Source organism: Phreatobacter sp., assembly GCF_051860605.1.
In the GTDB taxonomy this organism is placed as follows: Bacteria; Pseudomonadota; Alphaproteobacteria; order Rhizobiales; family Phreatobacteraceae; genus Phreatobacter.
On the sequence record NZ_JBHYDR010000006.1, the window covers coordinates 17,222 to 40,759 of the forward strand.

At 69.4% G+C, this 23,538-nt stretch carries 22 protein-coding genes; 8 read left to right on the forward strand and 14 right to left on the reverse strand.

Features of this window, described 5'->3' with window-relative positions; all coding sequences use genetic code 11:
* Positions 1 to 7 precede the first annotated feature (7 nt).
* From ACTIFS_RS11755 to ACTIFS_RS11780, 6 genes are all read right to left on the reverse strand, one after another.
* Positions 8 to 760: an N-acyl amino acid synthase FeeM domain-containing protein gene (locus ACTIFS_RS11755; RefSeq protein ID WP_439574291.1), complete on the reverse strand. Its 753-nt coding sequence runs from the start codon at positions 758 to 760 to the stop codon at positions 8 to 10.
* A 448-nt stretch (positions 761 to 1,208) separates the two neighbouring features.
* Positions 1,209 to 3,521: a putative bifunctional diguanylate cyclase/phosphodiesterase gene (locus ACTIFS_RS11760; RefSeq protein WP_439574292.1), complete on the reverse strand. Its 2,313-nt coding sequence runs from the start codon at positions 3,519 to 3,521 to the stop codon at positions 1,209 to 1,211.
* A gap of 150 nt (positions 3,522 to 3,671) precedes the next feature.
* Entirely contained in the window at positions 3,672 to 4,925 is a 1,254-nt protein-coding gene (locus ACTIFS_RS11765; protein ID WP_439574293.1) for a CCA tRNA nucleotidyltransferase, read from the reverse strand.
* A gap of 30 nt (positions 4,926 to 4,955) precedes the next feature.
* Positions 4,956 to 5,270 carry a DUF6111 family protein gene (locus ACTIFS_RS11770; protein ID WP_439574294.1) on the reverse strand — a complete coding sequence of 105 codons (315 nt, stop codon included), beginning with the start codon at positions 5,268 to 5,270 and terminating at the stop codon, positions 4,956 to 4,958.
* Between the two features lie 44 nt (positions 5,271 to 5,314).
* Positions 5,315 to 5,989, reverse strand: a complete 675-nt coding sequence (locus ACTIFS_RS11775; RefSeq protein ID WP_439574295.1) for a CoA pyrophosphatase — start codon at positions 5,987 to 5,989, stop codon at positions 5,315 to 5,317.
* The gene (locus ACTIFS_RS11780) at positions 5,986 to 6,576 is read right to left on the reverse strand and encodes a DUF1285 domain-containing protein (RefSeq protein ID WP_439574296.1); all 591 of its coding nucleotides are present in this window, start codon (positions 6,574 to 6,576) and stop codon (positions 5,986 to 5,988) included. The genes ACTIFS_RS11775 and ACTIFS_RS11780 overlap by 4 nt, the downstream gene beginning before the upstream one ends.
* Before the next feature lie 153 nt (positions 6,577 to 6,729).
* On the opposite strand from ACTIFS_RS11780, the gene ACTIFS_RS11785 reads away from it, so the two are divergent.
* The 5 genes from ACTIFS_RS11785 (at position 6,730) to ACTIFS_RS11805 (ending at position 14,177) form a co-directional block, all read left to right on the forward strand.
* Positions 6,730 to 7,731, forward strand: a complete 1,002-nt coding sequence (locus tag ACTIFS_RS11785) for an AAA family ATPase (protein WP_439574297.1) — start codon at positions 6,730 to 6,732, stop codon at positions 7,729 to 7,731.
* 5 nt (positions 7,732 to 7,736) lie between these two features.
* On the forward strand, positions 7,737 to 8,669 hold the full coding sequence (locus ACTIFS_RS11790) for a DUF58 domain-containing protein (protein ID WP_439574298.1): 933 nt from the start codon (positions 7,737 to 7,739) through the stop codon (positions 8,667 to 8,669).
* Positions 8,669 to 11,515, forward strand: a complete 2,847-nt coding sequence (locus ACTIFS_RS11795) for a DUF4159 domain-containing protein (protein WP_439574299.1) — start codon at positions 8,669 to 8,671, stop codon at positions 11,513 to 11,515. The genes ACTIFS_RS11790 and ACTIFS_RS11795 overlap by 1 nt, the downstream gene beginning before the upstream one ends.
* A 3-nt stretch (positions 11,516 to 11,518) precedes the next feature.
* Entirely contained in the window at positions 11,519 to 13,600 is a 2,082-nt protein-coding gene (locus tag ACTIFS_RS11800; protein ID WP_439574300.1) for a hypothetical protein, read from the forward strand.
* A 70-nt stretch (positions 13,601 to 13,670) separates the two neighbouring features.
* Positions 13,671 to 14,177, forward strand: coding sequence for a DUF3859 domain-containing protein (locus ACTIFS_RS11805; protein WP_439574301.1), 507 nt, complete (start codon positions 13,671 to 13,673; stop codon positions 14,175 to 14,177).
* A 6-nt stretch (positions 14,178 to 14,183) separates the two neighbouring features.
* On the opposite strand, the gene ACTIFS_RS11810 is transcribed toward ACTIFS_RS11805, so the two are convergent.
* The 5 genes from ACTIFS_RS11810 to groES all read right to left on the reverse strand — a co-directional run bounded on the left by ACTIFS_RS11810 (position 14,184) and on the right by groES (position 17,637).
* On the reverse strand, positions 14,184 to 14,432 hold the full coding sequence (locus ACTIFS_RS11810; protein WP_439574302.1) for a hypothetical protein: 249 nt from the start codon (positions 14,430 to 14,432) through the stop codon (positions 14,184 to 14,186).
* Positions 14,433 to 14,517: 85 nt separating this feature from the next.
* Positions 14,518 to 14,820, reverse strand: a complete 303-nt coding sequence (locus ACTIFS_RS11815) for a peptide-binding protein (RefSeq protein ID WP_439574303.1) — start codon at positions 14,818 to 14,820, stop codon at positions 14,518 to 14,520.
* A gap of 87 nt (positions 14,821 to 14,907) precedes the next feature.
* The gene (locus ACTIFS_RS11820; protein ID WP_439574304.1) at positions 14,908 to 15,414 is read right to left on the reverse strand and encodes a GNAT family N-acetyltransferase; all 507 of its coding nucleotides are present in this window, start codon (positions 15,412 to 15,414) and stop codon (positions 14,908 to 14,910) included.
* A 221-nt stretch (positions 15,415 to 15,635) separates the two neighbouring features.
* On the reverse strand, positions 15,636 to 17,264 hold the full coding sequence (groL, locus tag ACTIFS_RS11825) for a chaperonin GroEL (RefSeq protein WP_439574305.1): 1,629 nt from the start codon (positions 17,262 to 17,264) through the stop codon (positions 15,636 to 15,638).
* A 58-nt stretch (positions 17,265 to 17,322) separates the two neighbouring features.
* Complete coding sequence (gene groES / locus ACTIFS_RS11830) at positions 17,323 to 17,637, reverse strand: co-chaperone GroES (RefSeq protein ID WP_439574306.1); 315 nt, start codon at positions 17,635 to 17,637, stop codon at positions 17,323 to 17,325.
* Between the two features lie 260 nt (positions 17,638 to 17,897).
* Here groES and ACTIFS_RS11835 point away from each other — a divergent pair, with 260 nt between their 5' ends.
* Together ACTIFS_RS11835 and ACTIFS_RS11840 are read left to right on the forward strand one after the other, a co-directional pair.
* Positions 17,898 to 18,167: an usg protein gene (locus ACTIFS_RS11835; protein WP_439574307.1), complete on the forward strand. Its 270-nt coding sequence runs from the start codon at positions 17,898 to 17,900 to the stop codon at positions 18,165 to 18,167.
* A 98-nt stretch (positions 18,168 to 18,265) separates the two neighbouring features.
* The gene (locus ACTIFS_RS11840) at positions 18,266 to 19,552 is read left to right on the forward strand and encodes an MFS transporter (protein WP_439574308.1); all 1,287 of its coding nucleotides are present in this window, start codon (positions 18,266 to 18,268) and stop codon (positions 19,550 to 19,552) included.
* 3 nt (positions 19,553 to 19,555) lie between these two features.
* On the opposite strand, the gene ACTIFS_RS11845 is transcribed toward ACTIFS_RS11840, so the two are convergent.
* Entirely contained in the window at positions 19,556 to 20,038 is a 483-nt protein-coding gene (locus ACTIFS_RS11845) for an NUDIX domain-containing protein (RefSeq protein ID WP_439574309.1), read from the reverse strand.
* A gap of 469 nt (positions 20,039 to 20,507) precedes the next feature.
* Here ACTIFS_RS11845 and ACTIFS_RS11850 point away from each other — a divergent pair, with 469 nt between their 5' ends.
* Entirely contained in the window at positions 20,508 to 21,359 is an 852-nt protein-coding gene (locus tag ACTIFS_RS11850) for a metallophosphoesterase family protein (RefSeq protein ID WP_439574310.1), read from the forward strand.
* 708 nt (positions 21,360 to 22,067) lie between these two features.
* Here the strand turns inward: ACTIFS_RS11850 and ACTIFS_RS11855 are convergent.
* Complete coding sequence (locus ACTIFS_RS11855) at positions 22,068 to 22,811, reverse strand: hypothetical protein (protein ID WP_439574311.1); 744 nt, start codon at positions 22,809 to 22,811, stop codon at positions 22,068 to 22,070.
* Positions 22,812 to 22,967: 156 nt separating this feature from the next.
* A complete protein-coding gene (gene fliJ / locus ACTIFS_RS11860) occupies positions 22,968 to 23,387 on the reverse strand; it encodes a flagellar export protein FliJ (RefSeq protein ID WP_439574312.1) in 420 nt (139 codons plus the stop codon).
* Between the last annotated feature and the right edge of the window lie 151 nt (positions 23,388 to 23,538).

A 23,538-nucleotide genomic window follows, 5' to 3' on the forward strand; every position in this document is an offset into this window, starting at 1 on the left:
CATCCTGTCAGGCGGCTGCCTGCCCGGCAACGGCGGCAGGCACCATCAGGCTCCGGCGCGCGACGATCGCCTCCCGCATCTCGCGGCCCTCGCGGGTGCGGCCGAACAGGAAGTCCCGCTCCACGCCGCTGGAGATCATGAACGGATAGCGGTCATAGACCCGCTGGCGCATGAGCGGGAAGGACACGCCCATCAGGTTGATCGGCTCCTTCAGGCTCGGATAGCGGCGCGGCTCGGCCACAGGCTCCATGCACAGAAGGCGGCGATAGAAGGCCCGGTGCTCGCGGCGCACCGTGGCCAGCGCATAGTCGGCGTCGAAATACTCGGAAGCCAGCATGCCGAGCCGCACCGTCGCATAGGCGAGCGCGGGATAGCGTCGCGACAGGTCCGGATCGACCACGAAGCGGGTCGGATCGACGATCGTCTCGCCCCGGTCGATGCGCGAGTTGAGAATGTCGCCGAAGATCGACAGCCCCGGCGAAACCGGCACGTCGGGCGTTGCCACATGCACCCGGATCGAGCTTGCCAGCACGTCGCCGAGATAGACGCCGAAGATCCAGACGTTCGGCGCGCGGTCGAACCTGTCGTGGAAGAGTTCCGACTTGTTGCGGCGGATCGCGCCCTCGCGCAGATAGCACGCATAGCGGAGCCGATAGATCGCCTGCTTGTCCTGCTTGGTCACCGCGAGGCGGTATTCGAGCCGCCCGAGCAGCTCGGTGACATTGTTTGCGAACGCACTCGGGACGTTAACCGTATTCATGCATCCGGCCTCACATGCGACGCAGGCATCCGCCGCGCACAGTGAGGACATTGTTAATCGAAATTTAACGATTGGAAAGCGCGTGGTTAAAACATCGTTAACACGATTTCTGAAACAGGGTCAGAAACATGGACGTTCTTATAATACCTCCGTCGATGTTACTTGATGTACTACGCGGCAGTGCAGCAACATCAGCAGCTTAAAACAGGGCCTGATACAATATCGCGATGGTCGCGGGAGCGATTGACGCTGCTTCATCTCAAGTCGATCAGGCAGCAGCGACAGTCGATCCTTGCCCCGAGTGTGCGGCGGATGGTCGCCTTCCGTTGCGGATGGATGCGCTTGTGGCTTGTGATTTCAGATCAGCGGCGCATTTTCCCGCCACATTCACGCCTCAAGCCTCCATGAGGGACGCGCGGGCGCAGGGCTGCCCGGCGCCGGGCAGGCGTCAGGCGGCCTTCCTGAGGAGGTCTTTCACCGACCGGCCCAGCATGGACCTGAGCTCGCGGTCGGGCACGGCAGGGCTCAGGATGAAGCCCTGGATCTCGCTGACCACGCCGGGGGCATCGATCAGCTTGAGCTGGCCCTGCGTCTCCACGCCCTCCACGACCACCTGCAGGCCGAGTTCGGCGCCGAGGCGTGTGACGCCATGCAGCAGCTTGAGCGAGCGCTTGTCGGTCTCGATGTTGCGCACGAAGGAGCGGTCGATCTTGAGCTTCTCGAGCGGGAAGCGGTGCAGGTAGCTCAGGCTCGAATAGCCCGTGCCGAAATCGTCCAGCGACAGGCGCACGCCCATGGCCCGCAGCTTCTCCATGATGGCGACCGCCCCGACGGCATCGTTCAGCAGAAGCGTCTCGGTGATCTCCAGCTCCAGCCTGTCGGCCGGCAGCCCGGTTTCCGCCAGCACCGCCCGGACGGTGGCGACGATGTCGTCGCGCTCGAACTGGACCGAGGACAGGTTGACCGAGACCCGCACGTCGTCCGGCCAGTCCACGCAGGCGCGGCAGGCCTTGCGCAGAACCTGCCGGCCAAGCTCCACCACCAGGCCGGTCTCCTCGGCAATCGGCACGAACTCGCCCGGCGAGACCATGCCGCGCACCGGATGCGGCCAGCGCACCAGCGCCTCGCAGGTCGAGATGCTCAGCGACTTCAGGTTCAGGAGCGGCTGGAAATAGACCGCCAGCTCGTCGTTCTGGATCGCCCGGCGCAGGTCGATCTCGATGGCCCGGCGCGCCTGCGCCTTGCGGTCCATCTCCTCCTCGTAGAAATGCAGCATGCCCTTGCCGCCGGCCTTTGCGCGGTTCAGGGCCATGTCGGCGCATTTCAGCAGCTGGTCGGCGTCGCGCCCGTCGCGCGGAGCCAGCGCGATGCCGACCGACGCACCGACCGCGATCGGCAGGCCGCCGACCTGGACCATGTCGGACACGGTCTCGATGATCCGGCTGGCGAGCGCGGTGATCTCGTTGTCGCTGCGCACGCCGGTCTGCAGGATCACGAACTCGTCGGCGCCGAAGCGGGCGATCATGTCGCTCTCGCCGACCGCGAAGCGCAGGCGGTCGGCCACCTCGATCAGCAGCGTGTCGCCGATCGTGTGGCCCAGCGTGTCGTTGACCTGCTTGAAATTGTCGAGATCGACGAACAGCACGGCCAGCGTCTCGTCTTCCGCGCGCATGGCCAGCGCCGCGTCGAGCCGCTCCTGGAACAGCGTCCGGTTGGGCAGGCCGGTCAGGGCGTCGTGGCGGGAGACATGGGCGAGGCGCGCCTCGGTCCGGCGCTTCTCGGTGACGTCCTCGATGACGATGACGAGGCCGCCGGAATCCATCGGCTGGAAGGTGACGTCGAGGTTGCGGTCATTGGCCTCGACCTCCATCCGCTCGGGCGCCTGTCCGGGAACGCGCCGCGCGATTGCCTCGATGACGCGGCCCGCCTCGCGCTCCGACACGATGCCCGCCTCGACATAGGTCGCGATCAGCGCCTCGGCGCGCGAGCCCGAGACCAGCGCCCCGGTGTCGCAGGGCAGGATCTCGCCCCAGCGCTCGTTGACCACCAGCAGCCGACCCTCGGCATCCAGCATGGCAAGGCCCTGCGGCATGTTGTTGAGGGCGGTATCGAAACGGGTGGCCAGCATGGACACGTCGCGCTCGGCGACCAGCGCATGCAGGAGAATGTCGCGCAGACGTGTCGTGATCGACCGCACCGAGCCGAAGAACGGCAGCGCGAAGAAGGCCAGCACGATGTAGTCGGGATTGCCGGTCAGGAACATGCCGCCGCAGAGCGGCACGCACAGCAGCAGGATCTGGTAGTTGACGAACCGGCCGTTGGCGAAGTTCCGCCCCGTCACGCCGACCGTGTAGGACAGGGCCACCGACACGCAGAACAGGTGCGCGGCCATGCTGTCGCTGAGATTGAACGTGGCGAAGCACCACAGGCCGATGCAGAAGACGAAGGTATTGGCGCCAATGGTATATTCCCGCTCCCAGCGGCGCGCCTCGGCATAGCTGAGGCCCTCCTGGCGGCGCTTGCGATACTGCACCATGCGCAGCGTCCGGATCGCGCCGACCAGCACGATGAGGGCGGGAAAGATGTTGAGGGCGTGGCTTTCGGTGAGGTGCGCCGTGTAGAGCGTCCCGGCAAGCGCTGCGGCGATCCCGAACAGAAACGAGCGCAGATCGGCATAGAGCGCATCGACCATCGAGACATAGATCTCGACGGGCAATTCGCGCTTCTGTCCGTATCGCGTCTCGCTCAGTTTACTCGTCATCCGTGCAGCTGGACCTTGGTCACTTGCGAAAGGTCAACGGCAAGCACGCGCACTGCACCAAAAAATCCTTGCACATCAATTAATTGAGGAAAATCGGTTGCATGGTCGGGCAATTCCGGTTGTCGGGAGGTTGCCGGATACCGGACAAGTCTAATCATCGCCGCCCATCGCTTCAATCACCAGCCGATCGACCGATTGCCGGTCGAGCGGAAAGCCTGCGGCGATCCAGGCCCTGCGAAACCGGGCCACGGCCGCACCCAGTGCCGGTCCTTCGGACACGCCCCGGCGCATGAAGGTCTCGCCGCCCACCGGCAGCGAGGGGGCCGACCAGCGCTCCGGCAGCCGAACGAGGTCCATCCAGCCGGCATCGTCCACGGGCGCGCCCGACCGGGCGAAGGCGATGAGGGCCCGGTCGCGATAGGCGCGCGGCCCGGTGGCGAACAGCATGGCCCGGGCCGCCGGCTCGCCGCCGGCCGGATCCGGTTCGCGCCAGCCGTGGCCGACGCCGTCGAGCCGTCGGAACTCCTCGTTGGACAGCGTCAGCCGGCGCTTCAGCCGTTCGGCATCCTCGCGCACCAGCACCCCGAGGGCGGCAAGCCTCAGGGTCGGATCGGGCGCAAGCGACAGGGCGTTCTCGATGGCGGCGAGGCGGGCGACATGGCCATGCAGGGCAATGCCCCCAAGGATCGGGCCGGCGAGCCCTGTCTCGGCCAGAAGCGCGAGCGTAGGAGCAGCGCCCGCCGTCACCAGCAGCTTGACGAGTTCAGCCCGGATTCGTTCGCGCGACAGGCCGGCAAGTCCCGCCCGCTCGCCGATGCAGGCGGCCAGCGCCGCGGCATCCGGCTCTCCCGCGCCATAGGCGGCATGGAACCGGAAGAACCGCAGGATGCGCAGATAGTCCTCGCGAATGCGCTGGTGCGGATCGCCGATGAACCGGATCCGGCGGTGCGCAAGGTCCTCGCGCCCGCCGAACGGATCGGACAGCCGGCCGTCGCGGGTCAGGCTCATGGCATTGACCGTGAAGTCACGCCGCGCGGCATCGGCCCGCCAGTCGCGGCCGAAGCGCACCACGGCGCGCCGGCCATCGGTCTCGACATCCTCGCGCAGGGTCGTCACCTCGAAGCCCCGGCCCTCGGCAACCACCGTGACCGTGCCATGCTCGATGCCGGTCGGCACTGCCTTCAGCCCCCCCGCCACGACCCTGCGCACCACCTCGCCGGGTGGAGCCGTGGTGGCGATGTCGATGTCTCCGGGTTCGAGGCCGATGAGCCAGTTGCGAACCGCCCCGCCGATGGCGCGTGCGGTCTCGCCGTCGCCGTCCAGCACCGACAGGATGCGCGCGGCCGGCCCGTCCCGCAGCCAGGACGGCATGGCTGGCAGGGGCTGGGCGGCCGTTCCGGTCATTGGGCCGTTCCGGTCATGGGACAGATCCCGTCATGGAGCGGGCCGTTCCGGGGCCGGCGCCGGGCGCCTGTCGTCGTCTGGCGTGCGCGGCCTCAGGCGCGCCGGATGCCAGACGCCGTTCTCCAGCCGGGCCGGCTCGTAGATGGCGGTCGGGTCGTTGCTCTGCTTCGACAGATGCCAGAGGAAGTAGCTGCCGCTCAGCGCCAGGCCGAACAGTCCCAGCCAGACCACCGGCTTGCGGTCCCAGTGTTCCTTCAGGAACGGACTGCGCTCCTTCAGGTGCAGCCAGCCGACATAGAGCACGAAGGGCAGCAGGAAGAGCAGGATGTTGATGACGATGCGCATGGGCCGGGCGTCCCCTGTGGTTGCCGGCGGACCGGCCTTCCCTCTTACGGGACGGGTTCGTCATGGGGCAGGCGCGACCCCTGCGGCTGATCGGCGCCCTCGGCGGCGAGCCGCTCCCACAGGTTGCGCAGGATCGAGGCGGTGATCCCCCAGATATACCGCTCGCCATAGGGCATGGCGTAGAAGTGCCGCCTCGCGCCTTGCCAGACGCGCGACTGCATCTGGTGGTTGCGCGGGTCCATCAGGAAGCCGAGCGGCACCTCGAACACGTCCGCGACCTCGCGCGGGTTCGGCACGAGCCGGAACGGCGGCGTGACCAGCCCGACTACCGGCGTGATCAGGTAACCGGTGCGCGACAGGAACGGCGGCATGTAGCCGAGCGGCCGCACATGCGCTCGCGCAAGGCCGATCTCCTCCTCCGCCTCGCGCAGCGCCGCATCGAGCGGGCTCGCATCGCCCGGATCGATCTTGCCGCCCGGAAAGGCGATCTGGCCGGAATGGTCCGGCAGGTCGCCCGAGCGCTGGGTGAGCAGGATCGTCCCCTCCCCCTGCGCGACGATGGGCACGAGCACCGCGGCGGGTTTCGGCGGCGGCCCGTCCTCGGCGGCGATGATGGCGGGCATGCTGGCCCCGAACAGCTCCTGCCGCTCGGTCGGCACGTCGAGCGACAGTCTCTCGGTCACCCGGAGGGTGAACGCGTCGATCGACAGCGGAATCACGTCAGCCCCTCAAGTTCGGCGGCCGGCACCATGGGCCAGAACGTGCCGCCGGCATAGACCCCGAACCAGTCGACGCCCTCGACAGCAACGATATCCCCAAGGCTCGCGAGATCGTGAAAGAGCGTGCGCGAGACCCTCGCCCACAGGTCGCGGCGGACATGGACATAGGGCTTCAGCCCGTCGGTTCCCGCTTCCGTCTCGAAGCGCATCGGGTGGTCCGGGCCGACATCGACCCACTCCTCCACCTGCGTGCGGAACGCGATGCGGCGCGCCGGGCCCTCGCCCTCCACCCGCATTTCCACCGCCGCGAACGGGGCGTCGTCCACGGTGATGCCGATCTTCTCGACCGGCGTGACCAGGAAATATCGGCCGTTCTCACGCTTGAGAACCGAGGAAAACAGCTTCACCAGCGGCAGACGACCGATCGGCGTCTTCAGATAGTACCAGGTGCCGTCGGCGCCGATGCGGATGTCGAGGTCGCCGCAATAGGGCGGGTTCCACAGGTGGACGGGCGGGGGGCCCTTCACCCGCTTCACGCTGCCGGCAAGATCGTCGAGCCCGGCGGGGGCAGACGGGGGGCGGGACACGCTCGTTCAAGCCTCACGTTTCGGTGAACCGAGGACCAGACCCACCGCTATGCAGTGGACGCGGCCTGTGACGAACGTAAGACTCGCCTATCGCCATCGCAACGCTTCCGCCATGATGCACTGCGATACCCCTGCGAGTCGAAGGGAGGCCCCATGTCCGCCGAGCCCGCAGAACGGATGGAAGACGCCATCATCCGTGCCGCCGAGACCACCGCCGCACAGGTGCGGTCGGCACGCGCCAACATTTCCGCCGTGATCTTCGGCCAGCAGACGGTCATCGATCAGGCCCTCATCACCATCCTGTCGGGCGGCCATGCCCTGCTGGTCGGTCTGCCGGGCCTTGCCAAGACCAAGCTGGTGGAGACCATGGGAACGGTGCTCGGGCTCGATGCCCGGCGCATCCAGTTCACGCCCGACCTGATGCCCTCCGACATTCTCGGTTCGGAAGTGCTCGAGGAATCGGCCACCGGCAAGCGGGCCTTCCGCTTCATCAAGGGGCCGGTCTTCACCCAGCTCCTGATGGCCGACGAGATCAACCGCGCCTCACCGCGCACCCAGTCGGCGCTGCTGCAGTCCATGCAGGAGTACCATGTGACGGTCGCCGGCGAGCGGCACGACCTGCCCCGCCCCTTCCATGTGCTCGCAACCCAGAACCCGCTCGAGCAGGAGGGCACCTATCCGCTCCCCGAGGCCCAGCTCGACCGCTTCCTGATGCAGGTCGATGTCGGCTATCCGGACCTTGAGGCCGAGCGGCGCATCCTGTTCGACACGACGGGCGCGGAGGAGAGCCGGCCCCAGCAGGCGCTGTCGGTCGAGGATCTGGCCGCCGCCCAGCGCCTGGTGCGCCGCCTGCCCGTGGGCGATTCGGTGGTCGAGGCCATCCTGACCCTCGTCCGCTCCGCCCGTCCCGGCGCCGCCAAGGGCGAGCTCGCCCAGGCGATTGCCTGGGGTCCCGGCCCGCGCGCCTCGCAGGCGCTGATGCTGGCCGTGCGCGCCCGCGCGCTGATCGACGGGCGCCTGGCGCCGTCGGTGGAGGACGTGGTGGCGCTGGCAGAGCCCGTGCTCAAGCACCGCATGGCGCTGTCCTTTGCGGCCCGCGCCGATGGCATGACCGTGGAAACGGCGGTATCAACCCTTGTGCGCGCCATCCGGTGACAGCCATGTTCGGCCTCGCTGAAGCCACGGGTCGCGAGGACCACAACCGGCGGCTCACCCGTGATGCCGAGATGCTGGCCGCGGCCCTGCCCCGCCTTGTGCTCGAGGCGCGGCGCGTGGCCTCGACCGTGGTGCATGGCCTGCACGGCCGCCGGCGTGCCGGCTCGGGCGAGAGCTTCTGGCAGTTCCGCCGCTATGGCGATGGCGAGGCGGCCAGCCGGATCGACTGGCGCCGCTCGGCACGCGACCAGAACCTCTATGTCCGCGAGCAGGAATGGGAGGCCGCCCACACGGTGTGGATCTGGCCGGACCGCTCGCCCTCCATGCAGTTCGTGTCGCCGCTCGCCTGGGAGACCAAGCGCGACCGCTGCATCGTGCTGGCCTTCGCGCTGGCAGAGATCCTGGTCAAGGGCGGCGAACGGGTCGGCATTCCCGGCCTGATGCGTCCGACCGCCAGCCGCCGGATCATCGACCGCATGGCTGAATCCCTGCTTGCCGAAGTGACCGGCCGCCAGCCGGACCTGCCGCCGAAGGCGCCGGTCTCGCGCCTGTCGGAGGTTCTGATCCTGTCGGACTGCCTGGTCTCCATCGACGCCTTCCGCGACGAGATTGCCAGCCTCGCCGCCACCGGCTCCCACGGCCATGTCCTGCAGATCAACGATCCGATCGAGGAGACCTTCCCGTACAAGGGTCGTGTCGAGTTCGAGGAGCTGGAGGACGGGCTCACCATCACCGCCGGCCGCGCCGAGACCTGGCGAGACGATTACGTGGCACGCCTGGCCGCCCATCGCGCCGCGCTGCGGGCCGAATGCGACAGCCGCGGCTGGAGCTTCGGCGTCCACCGCACGGACCAGCCGCCCTCGCAGGCGGTCATGGCCCTGCACCAGCGCATGGGTCCGGGCTCGCGCGAGGTCGGCACGAGGGTCGGGAGGGGCTGATGCTGGGACTGCCGCTCGCCTTCGCCTCGCCGCTGGTGCTGTTTGCCCTTGCGGCCCTGCCGGCGCTCTGGTGGCTGCTGCGGCTCGTGCCGCCGCGCCCGCGCCGCGTCCAGTTCCCGCCGACCCGCATTCTCATCGACATCGCGCCGAAGGAGGAGACACCGGCCAACAGTCCCTGGTGGCTGACGGTGCTCCGCCTGCTGCTGGCGGCCCTCATCATCCTGGCCATGGCCAGCCCGCTCTGGAACCCGCCCGCCACCACCGGATCGAGCCGCGGGCCGGTCCTGTTGATGATCGATGACGGCTGGCCCTCGGCGGCGACCTTCGACCAGCGGATGCGGGTCGCCGAGCAGATCGTCGGCTCGGCGGAAAGCGCCGGGCGCGCGGTCGCGCTGGTGACCACCGGCAAGCCGGTGATCGAGATCGCCATCGACACGCCCGCCAGCGCCCGCGAACGGCTGCGCTCGCTGGAGCCCTCACCGCACACGCCCGACAGGGCGTCGGTCCTCGGGCCCCTGACCCGCTTCATCCAGTCGCAACCGGAGGCCGAGATCGTCTGGCTGGCCGATGGCATCGATGCCGGCGGTTCGGAGACCTTCGTGCAGCGCCTGCGCGAGGCGGCCGCCGGCCGGCCGGTCATCGTCTATGACGGCGGCACCCCGCCGGTGCTGGCGCTGACCGGCGCCGTGAACACCTCCGGCGGGTTCGATGCCGTCGTCATCCGCGCCGACCAGGGTCCCGCCCAGGCCGGCCGCGTACGCGCGCTCGACGTCCGCGGCCTGCCGCTCGGCGAGGTCGCCTTCGCCTTCGAGACCGGCGCACGCGAGGCGCAGGTGCGCTTCGACCTGCCCGTCGAGATCCGCAACGAGATCGTCCGCCTCGACATCGTCGCCGAGCGCTCGGCTGGCGCCGTCCAGCTGGTCGATGCGCGCTGGGCGCGGCGCACGATCGGCGTCATCTCGGGCGCCACCGCCGACACCGCCCAGCCGCTGCTCTCGCCGACCTATTACCTCTCCCGCGCGCTCGATCCCTTCGCCGATATCCGCACGGTCGAGGGCGCCGCGCCCTCGGAGGCCATCCTGCGCTTCATCGAGAGCCGGGTGCCGATGATCGTGCTGCTCGATGTCGGCACCGTCACGCCGGTGGCGCGCGAGGCGCTGAACCGCTTCATCGACAATGGCGGCATCCTGCTGCGCTTCGCCGGCACGCGCCTTGCGGGCGCCCAGACCGACGACCTCGTGCCGGTGCGCCTGCGCCGCGGCGGACGCCAGCTCGGCGGCGCGCTCTCCTGGGAGACGCCGCAGACGCTCGCCCCCTTCCTGCGCGAAAGCCCGTTCAACGGCATTCCCGTCCCGGCCGACGTGCGCGTGCGCCGGCAGGTTCTGGCCGAGCCGGACGGCCTGCTGGCCGACAAGACCTGGGCCCAGCTCACCGATGGCACCCCGCTGGTCACCGCCGAGAAGCGCGGCCGCGGCCTTCTGGTGCTGTTCCACATTACAGCCGACACGGCCTGGTCGGACCTGCCGCTGTCTGGCGCCTTCGTCGAGATGCTCAAGCGCGTCGCCGCGCTGTCGGCCGCCGGCCGGCCGGCCGCCGAGGGCCTCGCTGCCGCACCCGGCCAGCCACGGGCGAGCGAGCGCGTGGCGCCGACGCGGGTGCTCGACGGCTATGGCGGTTTCACCCGTCCGCCGGCCACCGCCCGCCCCATTCCGGCCGACTGGCGCGACCCCGCGACCTTCGAATATCCGCCCGGCTTCTACGGACCGCAGGAGGGCACCGTGGCCGTCAACACGCTCGGCGCCGACCAGCGCATCCGGCCGCTGCCGCTCGGCCCTCTCGGCGCCACCATCGAACGCTACCGGGTTGGCGAACCCGTTGATCTGAGATCCCCCCTCGTGATCGCCGCCCTCGCCCTGCTGCTGCTCGACGGCATCGCCGTCTTCATGATCGCCGGCGGCCTCGCCCGGCTGACCGGCGGACGGACCGCGCGGACGGCCGCGATCCTGGCACTCGCCGTGCTACCGCTGGCCTTCGCCGCCCCCGCCGAGGCCCAGACGCGCCGCGCTCCGGACCGGCCGGTCATCTCCACCGGCAACCCGGCCGATGACGCGGCGATCCGCGCCACGCAGTCGACCCGGCTCGCTTATGTCATCACCGGCGCCCGCGAGGTGGACGACATCAGCCGCGCCGGCCTGCTCGGCCTCACCCGTTTCCTGTCGGCCCGCACGGCGCTGGAGCCGGCCCAGCCGCAGGGCGTCGACATCGCCCGCGACGAACTCGCCTTCTTCCCCCTGCTCTACTGGCCGGTGGTTCCCGGGGCGGCCGAACCGACGCCCGCCGCGCTGCTCAGGCTCGACGCCTACATGAAGCAGGGCGGCATGGTGATCTTCGACACGCGCGACGCCATCACGGCCCGGCCCGGCCAGGTGAGCCCGGCGCAGGCGACGCTCCGGCGCATCCTTGCCGGGCTCGACATTCCGGAACTGGAAGCCGTGCCGCGCGACCATGTGCTCGCCCGCGCCTTCTTCATCCTGCGCGAATATCCTGGCCGCTACGCGGAGGGCGTGACCTGGGTGGAGGCCATTCCACCCGCCGTCGAGGGCGAGGAGGCCCGCCCCGCGCGCGCTTCGGACTCGGTCTCGCCGATCATCATCTCGGCCAACGACCTGGCCTCGGCCTGGGCCATCGACCCGCAGGGCGGCCCGCTGCTGCCGGTCGAGGGACCGGCCCGCCAGCGCGAACTGGCGTTCCGCTTCGGCGTCAACATCGTGATGTATGCGCTCACCGGCAACTACAAGACCGATCAGGTCCACGTTCCGGCCCTGCTCGAGCGGCTGGGGAACTGAGCCATGACCTTCGGTCTCGTCTGGTCCCCCCTCGTGCCGACCTGGGCGCTCGTCGCCGCGGCGCTTGCCGTGCTGGCACTGGCGGCGCTGCTCATCGTGTCGCGCACGCGCGGGGCCTGGTGGCGCATCGGCGCCATGACGCTGGCGCTTCTGGCCATCGCCAATCCGGTCTTCACGCAGGAGGACCGCGATCCGCTCCGCTCGGTGGTGGCGGTGGTGCTGGACCGCTCGGCGAGCCAGACGCTGGCCGACCGCGCCCGCGTGACCGAGGCGGCGCGTGCCGCCCTCGAACGCAGCTTCGCCCGCTCGCCCGGTTTCGAGGTGCGCTGGATCGAGGCCGGCGCCTCCGATGGCCAGACCGACGGCACCCATCTGTTCGAGGCGCTGCGCTCGGGCCTGTCCGACGTTCCGGCCGAACGGATCGGCGGCGCCATCCTGATCACCGACGGCCAGGTCCACGACGTGCCGGCCCAGGCCGCCGCCATCGGCTTCCAGGCGCCGGTCCATGCCCTCGTCACCGGCCGGTCGACCGATCGCGACCGGCGCGTCGTGCTGACTCAGACGCCCCGCTTCGGCATTGTCGGCCAGAGCCAGACCGTTGGCTTCCGCATCGAGGACGACGGCACCGGCGGGCGCATCGCGCAGACGCCCGTCGTCATCCGCCGCGACGGCGAGACGATCGAGCGGCGCACGGTGACGACCGGCACCACGACCACCGTCTCCGTCCAGATCACCCATGCCGGCGCGAACATCGTCGAGATCGAGGTCGACCCGCTGGAGGGCGAACTCACCGACATCAACAACCGCGCCGTGGTCATCATCGAGGGCATTCGCGAGAAGCTGCGGGTGCTGCTGGTCTCGGGCGAGCCCCATGCCGGCGAGCGCACCTGGCGCAACCTCCTGAAATCGGATGCCGGCGTCGATCTCGTCCACTTCACCATCCTGCGCCCGCCGGAGAAGCAGGACGGCACGCCGATCAACGAGCTGTCGCTGATCGCCTTCCCGACCCGCGAGCTGTTCCAGGTCAAGATCCGCGAGTTCGACCTGATCATCTTCGACCGCTACGCCCAGCAGGGCGTGCTGCCGCTGATCTATTTCGACAACATCGCCCGCTATGTGCGCAATGGCGGCGCGATCCTGATCGCCGCCGGCCCGGAACATGCCTCGTCGGCCTCCATCAACGACACGCCGCTGGAATCGATCCTGCCCGCCGCCCCCACCGGCGACGTGCTCGAACAGCCCTTCCACGCCCGCGTCTCGGCCCATGGCCTGCGCCATCCGGTGACCCGCGCCCTGCCCGGCATGGTCGCCGAGGGCAATCCGCAATGGAGCCGCTGGTTCCGCCTCATCGAGTCGCGCGCACCCAATCCCGGCGCCGCAAGCGTGATGGAGGGCCCGGACAACCGGCCGCTGCTGCTGCTCGGCCGCCAGGGCGAGGGACGCGTCGCGCTGCTCCTGTCCGACCACATCTGGCTCTGGGCGCGCGGCTTCGAGGGTGGCGGCCCGCATCTGGAACTGCTGCGGCGGCTCTCCCACTGGCTCATGAAGGAGCCGCAGCTGGAGGAGGAGAGCCTGAGGCTTGCCGTGCGCGGCCGCCAGATCGCCGTCGAACTCCAGACCATGGCTGAGACGGCAGAGGCCGTGACCATCACGCGGCCCTCGGGCGCCACAGAGACCGTGACCATGCAGGCGGCCGAACCGGGCCTGTGGCGCGGCCAGGTGGACGTGACCGAGCTCGGCCTGTGGCGCGCCCAGTCCGGCCAGCTGACGCGTCTCATCAATGTCGGCCCGCCCAATCCGCGCGAATTCACCGACGTGACCTCGACGCTCGGCGTGCTCGAGCCGCTGGTGAGGGCCACCGGCGGAGGCATCTGGCGCATTTCCGAGACCGGCGAACTCGCCATGCCGCGCCTCGTGCCGACCCGCTCGGCCACCGTCCTGCGCGGCGAGGACTGGATGGGCATCCGCCAGCGCGACGCCTCGGTGGTGCGCGGCATCGGCATCCTGCCGGCCTTTGCCGGCGTGCTGGGGCTGATCCTGCTGCTCGGCGGGCTGGCCGCAGTCTGGGCGCGCGAGGGGCGCTGATCGCCGTTGCGCGGAACGGCCGGTCGCTGCAAGCCATCGCCTGGAAACATGCAGGCCGCAGTCTCGGCCCATGACTGTTCGGGCTCTTGCCTTCGCAACCTGCCTTGCCGCGCTGACCGGAGCTGCTCCCGCAGCCGCCGTCGAGATCGTCGACTGGGGCATCGTCGAGCGCGCGCCGGTGATCGGGACCACGCCCTCCGACACGCTGGTCGGCCGCAACCGCCTGATCGACCCTGACGCCACGGTCGTCATCGCCGAGCGGACGACCACCATCGCCGCCTGCCTCGGCACGCGGTTCGGCATCCTGTTCCGCGCCACCGGCCGGACCGGACCGGCCGGCACGGCCATCGACGTGACGGTTCACCACCCCGAGCAGATCGCGCCCGACGGCCGGCGGCGCAGCCTCAGCCGATGGCGCGCGCAGGCCTTTGCGCAAACGCGCTATGCCGGCTGGCATTTCGATAAACGCTACGAACTGGTGCCCGGCACCTGGACCTTCGTCCTGTCGGCGGGGGGACGCGAGCTGGCGCGCCGGAGCTTCACGCTGGTCCGCTCCGGCTGCCAGCTGGTCAGCTGAACCGCGTCAGCTGCGGCGGCGCCGGCGCGGGCGGCCGAAGACCTGCCGGCGCACCCGCCTTGCCCCGCGGTCGACGCTCCGGCCGACGCGCCGGGCCCCGCGCCCGACCGCACGTCCCGCCCGTCGCGTTCCGCGGCCGACAGCGCGTGCGCCGTCCGTCAGCCAGGACGCTTCGGCCTTCGGGGCCGCCACCGTCATGGCCACCGCCGCCACCGCCGTTCCGAACAGCGCCTTCAGGAAGTCACGCCGCTGCATGGTCTGTCTCCGTCGTCTTGCCGCCCGGAAGGCAGTCTCGCTGCCCGCGGGTGGAAAGCAAGCCCCCGGTGATGGACGGCGACGGTCAGAAACAGGCGATGAACTCGCGATAGACCCAGCCCAGCGGCTCGCCCGTGGACCGGTCGGTCACATAGGCCCAGGGCCGGCCGCGCTCGTCCTCTCCGTCGCGAACGCGCGTGACCAGCAGGCCATTGCGCAAGCGGCCGATGATCGCACCGTTGGGCGAATCGCGCACGTTGAGCGGCGTGCCGGTCGGGTCCATCACCCGGCAGCGCGGCGACTGGGCCGCCGCGGGAACGCTCGACGCAGCAACGAGTGCGGCGCCCAGGGCCGCGGCGATGGCGAGGCTGGAACGGCGTGCGATCATGACGGGCCCCTCTGGCATTCCGGCGAATGCTGACAGTCTGCCGCCGGGTCGGCAACAGCCGCGTGTCGCCACAGCGCCGCTTTCGTTTCAGGCAGCCCGTGACCCGCGCACCGGCCCGGCCACGGCATCGAACGCGCCGTCCACCAGTTCGGCATAGAGCAGGCGGGCGGGATCGACCGGCCCGGGCAGGCTGAGGCGGCCAGGCGGCACGACGCGATAGCCGAACCGCTCGTAATAGGGCGCATCGCCGACGAGAATCACCAGCCTGTGGCCGCGCGCGCGGGCCTCGTCCATGGAGCGTGTCATCATGGCCGCGCCGATGCCGCGGTTCTGGAAGGCGGGGTCGATGGTAATCGGCCCGAGCAGCACCGCCGGAACCGTGCCGATCAGCACCGGCGAGAGCCGGATCGAGCCGACCAGCAGCGTGCCGACCCGCGCCGTGAAGCAAAGCTCCGTATAGGGCGGCACGCCCTCGCGCAGGCGGAAGGCGGTGCGCGCGAAACGGCCGGGACCGAAGGCGCGCTCGTGCAGGCGCTCGATGGCGGCATGGTCGGAGGGGGTTTCAGGATAGAGGTCGAGCGTCAGGTCGGGCATGGGATCCAGCGCGGCGAATCAAGGGGGAGCGGTCCGGGTGGGGGTCACGCCGGCCGTCGTCGTCGCAGCAGAAGATCGCGCCTCGCATGCAGCATGGCGGGCGCCTTAGCATGGCGAAACCCGGCCGTCATCATGCGGCGCGGAAACAGCCGTTGTGCAGAAACAGGCAGGGGCGCCGCGGTCACCCGCGACGCCCCCTTGTCCACCCGCGATGGCCTTCCTCAGAAGTCCATCCCGCCGCCCGGCATGGCCGGTGCCGCCGCGTCCTTCTTCGGCTTCTCGGCGACCATGGCCTCGGTGGTGATCAGGAGGCCGGCAACCGAGGCCGCGTCCTGGATCGCCGTGCGCACGACCTTGGTCGGGTCGATGATGCCGAGCTTGAACATGTCGCCATAGGCATCGCCCTGCGCGTCGTACCCGAAGGCATAATCGGCCTTGTCGGTGACCTTGCCGACCACGATCGAGCCCTCGACGCCGGCATTCTCGGCGATCTGGCGGATCGGGGCCTCCAGTGCCTTGCGGACGATGTCCACGCCGGTGCGCTGGTCGTCATTGGCGCCCTTGAGCCCCTCCAGCGCCCTGGCGGCCCGCAGGAGAGCGACACCGCCGCCGGGCAGGATGCCTTCCAGCACCGCCGCGCGGGTGGCGTTGAGCGCATCGTCGACGCGGTCCTTCTTCTCCTTCACCTCGACCTCGGTCGCGCCGCCGACACGGATGACCGCGACGCCGCCGGCGAGCTTGGCCAGACGCTCCTGCAGCTTCTCGCGGTCGTAGTCGGAGGTCGTCTCCTCGATCTGCGCCTTGATCTGGGTGACACGAGCCGCGATGTCCTTCTTCGAGCCGGCGCCGTCGACGATGGTCGTGGCCTCCTTCTCGATGCGGACCTTCTTCGCCCGTCCCAGCATGTTGAGCGTGACGTTCTCCAGCTTGATGCCGAGGTCTTCCGAGATCGCCGTGCCACCGGTGAGGATGGCGATGTCCTCGAGCATGGCCTTGCGGCGGTCGCCGAAGCCCGGCGCCTTCACCGCTGCGATCTTCAGCCCGCCGCGCAGCTTGTTGACGACGAGCGTGGCAAGGGCCTCGCCCTCCACGTCCTCGGCGACGATCAGCAGCGGCTTGCCGGTCTGTACCACGGCTTCCAGCACCGGCAGCATGGCCTGCAGGCCGGTCAGCTTCTTCTCGTGGATGAGGACATAGGGGTCCTCCAGCTCGGCCACCATCTTGTCGGCGTTGGTGACGAAATAGGGCGAGAGATAGCCGCGGTCGAACTGCATGCCCTCGACCACGTCGAGCTCGGTCTCGAGGCTCTTGGCCTCCTCCACCGTGATCACGCCCTCGTTGCCGACCTTCTGCATGGCCTCGGCGATCATCCGGCCGATCGAGGCATCGCCATTGGCGGAAATGGTGCCGACCTGGGCCACCTCGTCGGACTTCGTGACCTTGCGGGAGTTTGTCTCCAGCTCCTTCGTGACGGTCTCGACGGCGAGATCGATGCCCCGCTTCAGGTCCATCGGGTTCATGCCGGCGGCAACCGACTTGGCGCCCTCGCGGACGATGGCCTGGGCGAGCACGGTCGCCGTGGTGGTGCCGTCGCCGGCCGCGTCGTTCTGCTTGGACGCCACCTCGCGCACCATCTGCGCACCCATGTTCTCGAACTTGTCGGAAAGCTCGATCTCCTTGGCGACGGTGACGCCGTCCTTGGTGATGCGCGGGGCGCCGAAGCTCTTCTCGATGACGACGTTGCGGCCCTTGGGGCCGAGGGTGACCTTCACGGCATTGGCCAGGATGTCGACGCCGCGGATCATCTTCTCGCGCGCGTCCTGCGAAAACTTCACGTCTTTCGCAGCCATGGTTCCTCACTCCTTGGATTGAGACGTTGAGGGATATTGGACGTCGGAAAGGCCCCGCTCAGGCGGCCTTCTTCATGGTCGCCGAGGTCTCGACGATGCCCATGATGTCGCTCTCCTTCATGATCAGGTAGTCGACGCCGTCGATCTTCACCTCGGTGCCCGACCACTTGCCGAAGAGCACGGTATCGCCGGCCTTCACGTCGAGCGGCACCAGTTCGCCGCGCTCGTTGCGGCCGCCCGGACCGACGGCGATCACCTCGCCCTCCTGCGGCTTTTCCTTGGCGGTGTCGGGGATGATGATGCCCCCGCGGGTCTTCTCCTCGGCGTCAATGCGCCTGACGACGACACGGTCATGCAATGGCCGAAACTTCATGAGTTCCTCCGGATCAGATCATCGCGATTGATGTGGACGGGACCCGGCGCGAAGGACCGGCGAGCGCATCGCCAGGCCCTTCCGGCACCCCGTCCGGGCGTTGAGTTAGGAAGCCCGTTTTTGGCCCGCAAGAGCCTGTCAGCACTTTTTTCAGGCGAGTGCTAACAGGCTGATTTTAATCAGGAAACCGAACTTTCCGCTTGCCATGCGCACGATGTTGCGCTGCGATGGCGTCGTCATCCGGCAAAGGAGGTTCACGCATGGCATCGGCAGATTTCGCCCGCCAGATCGAGGGCTACGGGCTGACAACGGCAGGCATCCTCTATCGCCTGCCCGACCACCCCGCGATCCTTCAGGAATATGTCTGGCAGGCCTATGACCTTGCCCCCCGCTTTCCCGAGCTCAAGCGCTTCCTCGCCTTCTGGCAGGCCAAGCTCGAGGGCAAGCTCTACCGCGTGACCGTGGCGCACAAGGACCTGATCGGCCCGACCGAGATGCGCACGGTGGGTTCGGAGTTTCGCCTGAACTGAGCCGGTTCACGCCCGCCGCGCATGCCCACCCTTCGGCCGCGGCCGAAGCGGGACGGATCGCGATTGGCTAGACTGCCCCTGATTGCAGGAGGGGCAGCATGGCCGGCGGCGACAGGGCCACGATCCGCAGCGCCGGATCGACGGGGGGCGCACCGCCGCCTTTCTTCGGCTGGCGCGTGGTGGCCGGCGCCTTCGTGCTGGCGACCTGCGGCTGGGGGCTCGGCTTCTACGGCCCGCCGGTCTTCCTCCACGCCATCCACGAGGCGCGCGGCTGGCCGGTTTCGCTGGTCTCGGCGGCGGTCTCCGTCCACTTCCTCGTCGGCGCGGTGACGGTCGCCAACCTGCCGCGGCTCTACGGCCGGTTCGGCCTGCCGCGCGTGACCAAGGCCGGCACCGTGATCGTCAGCCTCGGCGTCGTCGGATGGGCCCTGGCCCAGGCGCCGTGGCAACTGTTCGTCGCTGCGGCATTCAGCGGCCTCGGATGGGTCGTGCTCGGCGCCGCCGCGGTCAATGCCATCGTCGCGCCCTGGTTCGCCGCCCGGCGGCCCGCTGCTCTCGCCATGGCCTATAACGGCGCCAGCTTCGGCGGCATCCTGTTCTCGCCACTCTGGGTCTTCGCCATCGGCTGGCTCGGCTTCCCGCTGGGAGCGCTGCTGATCGGGCTGGCGGTCACGCTCGTCGTCTGGCTGCTGTGCGACCGGGTCTTCGCCCATTCGCCGGAGAGCCTCGGCCAGGCGGCCGATGGCGGCCTTCCCGGCGAGCCGGAGGCCAGCCTCACCCATCCGGCGGCCTATCCGCTGCCGGGCGCCGCCCTGTGGCGCGACCGCGCCTTCCTGACGCTGACCATCGGCAGCGCGCTGGCGCTGGTCGCCCAGGTCGGCCTGATCGCCCACCTGTTCTCGCTGCTGGTGCCGGCCCTTGGTACATGGGGAGCCGGCCTTGCCATGTCGGTTGCAACCCTTGCGGCGATCGCCGGCCGCACCCTTGTCGGCTGGCTGATGCCGGACGGCGTCGACCGCCGCGTGGTCGCCTCGGTGAGCTATGGCGTGCAGATCGCCGGCACCCTCGCCTTCCTGCTCGCCGGCGGATCGAACCAGCCGCTGCTCTGGATCGGGGTCGTGCTGGTCGGGCTCGGCATCGGCAATCTCGTCTCGCTGCCGCCGCTGATCGCGCAGGTCGAGTTCGTCCGCGCCGACGTGCCGCGTACGGTCGCGCTGATCGTTGCGGGCGGCCAGGCCTTCTATGCCTTCGCCCCGGCCCTGTTCGGCCTCGTCCGCGAAACCTTCCCGCAGGCCGTGCCCGGCGCGGCCCCGCAATTCTATGCGCTGGCGGCGCTGCTCTTCGCCCTCGCGATCGTGCTGTTCCTTGCCGGCCGGCGCCGCTGAGCCTCACCAGATCGCGGCCGGCGGCGCGCCGGAGACCAGTTCCACAACCCGCTCGCGCGTGCCGCGGGATATGTCCGCCGGCAGGGCGTCGGGGCTAAAGAACCCATGCGCGACGATCTCCCGGTTCGGCACGGGCGGCGCGGGCTGGCGCCAGCAGGACGGATCGAGGCGGTAGAGCGCCACATGGTCGCGCTTCGACGTCCGGGCGTTCAGGAACATGCCGACGAGCCGCGCCTCGCCGGTGATCTCGACATTGGCCTCCTCCTTCAGTTCGGTGGCAAGCGCATCGGCGAGGGTCTGGCCGACCTCCACCCCGCCGCCGGGAAAATGCCAGCCGGGCGTGTAGCTGTGCCGGATCAGCAGCACCCTGCCCGCGTCATCGAAGACACAGGCGCGCACCCCCAGCGTCATGCCGCGCGAGAAGCGCCAGTAGCGATGCAGGATCGGCGAGAGCCAGGCGCGGCGCTCCGGCGAGAGGAGGATCATGGCGAAACCTTTCATCAGCAGGGCGAATGAGTCATTGCCAACTCATGAAGAAGACCGATTAGAAATGCATGGCTGGCAGGCCGGCGCGGGAGTGGTGCGCCGCAATGCAAACGCCTAAATGATCGCCATGTTGCGCTGCGATATCGAGCAGCGTGCCGATCAAGGGAGCATGTCATGCTCATCGCCTTCGTGTCCTCGCTCTTCACCCGCCGCCCGGCCTATGTCTGGAAGCCGGCCATCGACATCCGTGATGGCGCCTCCGCGGCGACGCTCGAGTACTACACCCGCACCTGACGCCTTGACCGCGTCCGGGCCGACCTCCCCTCGGGCCCGGGTGCGATCCGACGGACGCCGCGGCTGAACGGCCGTTGGCGTCCGCTGGCCTTCCGGCCCGGCGGACCGACGGCGCAACAGGCCACGGCGCCGGCCCTGGCTGGACAGGGCCGGGACGATCCCGCATAGGCAGGCCATGTTCCGCCTTGCCCACCTGTCCGATCCCCATCTCGGCCCCCTGCCGGTGCCCGGCTGGCGCGAACTGATGGGCAAGCGCCTGACCGGCTATCTCAACTGGACCCGCAGCCGCGCCGCCCATCACCGGATGGACGTGCTGGACCGGCTGATGGCCGATATCGCCGCCGAGGCTCCCGACCATATCGCCGTCACCGGAGATCTGATCAATCTCGGGCTGGAGGCCGAGTATCCGCAGGCACGCGCCTTCCTCGGGCGCCTTGGCCCCCCCGACCGGGTCAGCTTCGTGCCCGGCAACCACGACACCTACATGCGCGCGACGGTCGCCGGCATGGTGCATCACTGGCGCCCCTGGTTCCTGGAGGATGGTGCCGACGAGACCGCCGGCGGCTATGCCTTTCCCTATGTGCGGCGGCGCGGCCCGGTGGCGCTGGTCGGCCTGTGCAGCGGCGTGCCGACGCCGCCCTTCCTCGCCACCGGAGCAGTCGGCGCCCGCCAGATCGCCGCCCTGCAGGACCATCTGGAGGACCTTCGTATGGAAGGCCTTGCCCGCGTGGTCCTGATCCATCACCCCCCCTTCGAGATCGGCTGGCAGAAGCACCTCGTCGACCATGCCGACCTGGCGCGGGCGCTCGCCCGCTCGGGCTGTGAACTGGTGTTGCATGGCCATACCCACAAGGGCAGCCGGGTGGATCTTGCCGGCCCGGCCGGGCCGATCCCGGTGGTCGGCGTTGCCTCGGCCTCGGCGGCCTCCGGCGGCCACGAGGAGGCGGCCGCCTGGAACCTCGTCACCGTCGACGGCGGGCCGGGCGACTGGCGCATTGCGGTGGAGCGGCGGGCGGTGGCCGGCTAGGCGTGCGGCGGGGGGCGGATGGTGCGCGGCGCGAGGCGTCCCGCATCGGGGGCCATGCGTCCTTCGAGGCTCGCGCTTCGCGCTCGCACCTCAGGATGAGGAGGGGTGTGGGTTGCACGACCCGCAGGTTGGAACGCGGCGGGTCGGGCCTCATCCGACGCTGATGCCAGCAAGAACCCTCCTTTGCCAGCAACAACCCTGCTCTGCCAGAAACCACCCCCTCTGCCAGCAACCACCCCCCTCATCCTGAGGTGCGAGCGCGAAGCGCGAGCCTCGAAGGACGCAAAGCCCTTGATGCAAGCCCCACCCTCACCCTCCCCGCTGCGCGGAGAGGGGGGCTTCGGCGTCGCGCAGGGCTGCGACCGTCGCGCCACGCCCTGCCCCGGGGAAAGTCGATGCCCGCCATGAGGGTTGCGCCCGGCCCTGCCATTCCCGGATCAGGCGCACGGTCAAAGTCCCCCCTCTCCGCGCAGCGGGGAGGGTGCGGGTGGGGTCTTCGGACCCGTCCGCCAAGCGCGCCGACAGAAGCACGCCGCCTGCACGCAAACACCGCCACGAACCCCTCCGAAACGCCGGCGCCCGGTCAGGGTCTCCCCCGCCGGGCGCAGTTTTCGAACATAGCCGGAAACTACCAAACCATCGTCACGCTGTCAAGGCCCAAAGTCCTACAACAAGACTATCATCACAATTCGCCGGGCCGCCCTGCCCTCAGCGCGTCCCGATCAGGTCGCGGCCATCCATCAACGCCTCGAACAGCGCGAACCGGTCGGACGGTTCGCCATCTGCGTCGAGAAACGCATCCCGGTATGCGGGCCGGATCTCGGCGCTCCAGTCGCTCTGCCGGACGGGAAGCTCGGCATTGCGCGACCGGCTCCAGCCATGGCCATGGACAGCGCCGCCGACACGCGCAAAACCGTCGCTGTCCATGATGAACAGCCGGCTGGTGACATCGCCGCCGATATCGACCCAGGCCTGATTGTCGGTGATGGCGACGAGATTGGTGACCGCGGCATGTTCGGCAACGGTCACATCCGAGCCGGCGACCAGCAGGTTGTCGCAATGCAGGCAGCCGCGCACCACCACGAAGGGCACGACCGTGTCCGGCTCCCGGTTGATCAGCGAGCCGAAGATCTCGAGGTCCCCGTCCACCACGATGCCGGCAAGGGTGTCGCTGTCTGCCATGGCGTCCAGGTCGAGGGTGCCGGCGACCACGGCATGGGTCGGATAGTGCCGGATGACCCAGGGCCGGCGATGCTTGCGCCGCTCGGCCTCGCGCCAGTCCGGAACCGAACGCGCGATCGCCGCCTTCATGGCCGGGTCGGCCTCGATGCGGGCAACGGCCTGATCGGCGGTGTCGAAGGGCCAGAGCGTCGTCCGGCCGTCGAAGTGGCGGTCGAGGCCGAGGGCCGCGACCGCCACAGCTGCCGGAATGTCGGTGTACTGGTCGGTCATGGCAATCCGGGCAGGGCGCAGGGGCGGTCAGGGCCACCCTCTGTCGCGCCGCGCAGCCAGCCGGTTCAATGGGCCGCAGAATGACAAAGGGCGCGGCCGGCGGCCACGCCCAGTTGTGTCATCTGGCCCGTTGCAGGCCCGCCTGAGCCCGGCGTTTCAGACGCCGAGATAGGCGCCACGTCTGGAAAGCCCGATGCGATCCATCTCGGCCTGTTCGCGGGCCTGATCGGCCATCCGGTCGCGGGCACTTTCGCGCTCGTCCAGGATCTCGACCTTCTTCAACTCCTCGAAGGCTTCGGCCAGCGCAGCCTTGGCATCGTCGAGCTGGCCCTTCAGCTCCCCCGCCGAGCCGAGCAGATTGTCACGCCGCTGGCGTGCCGCCTTGGCATAGGTCGGATAGGCATAGTGGGCCGGGTCATGGACATTGGCCCGGTTTTGCTCGGCGACGATCTCGCGGTCGAGTTCGCCCGCCATGCGTTCGAACTCGGCGATCATCATCTCGATCTGCGCCGCCTGACGGCGCTTCTCATCGACCTGAAAACGCTTCAGGCGGATCAACGTCTCTCGCGACTTCATCGACTCGAACTCCCAGAAGTCCCCAAGACCCGACCGGCACACACACGCCGGCAAGGCCATACACTCATCCGCAGAACGGATGCCTCACCCCTTATGAACGGCGAGGCTAGAGGTGCGAAGTTGAGATTCCGTTTCCGGAAAGGATGACCAA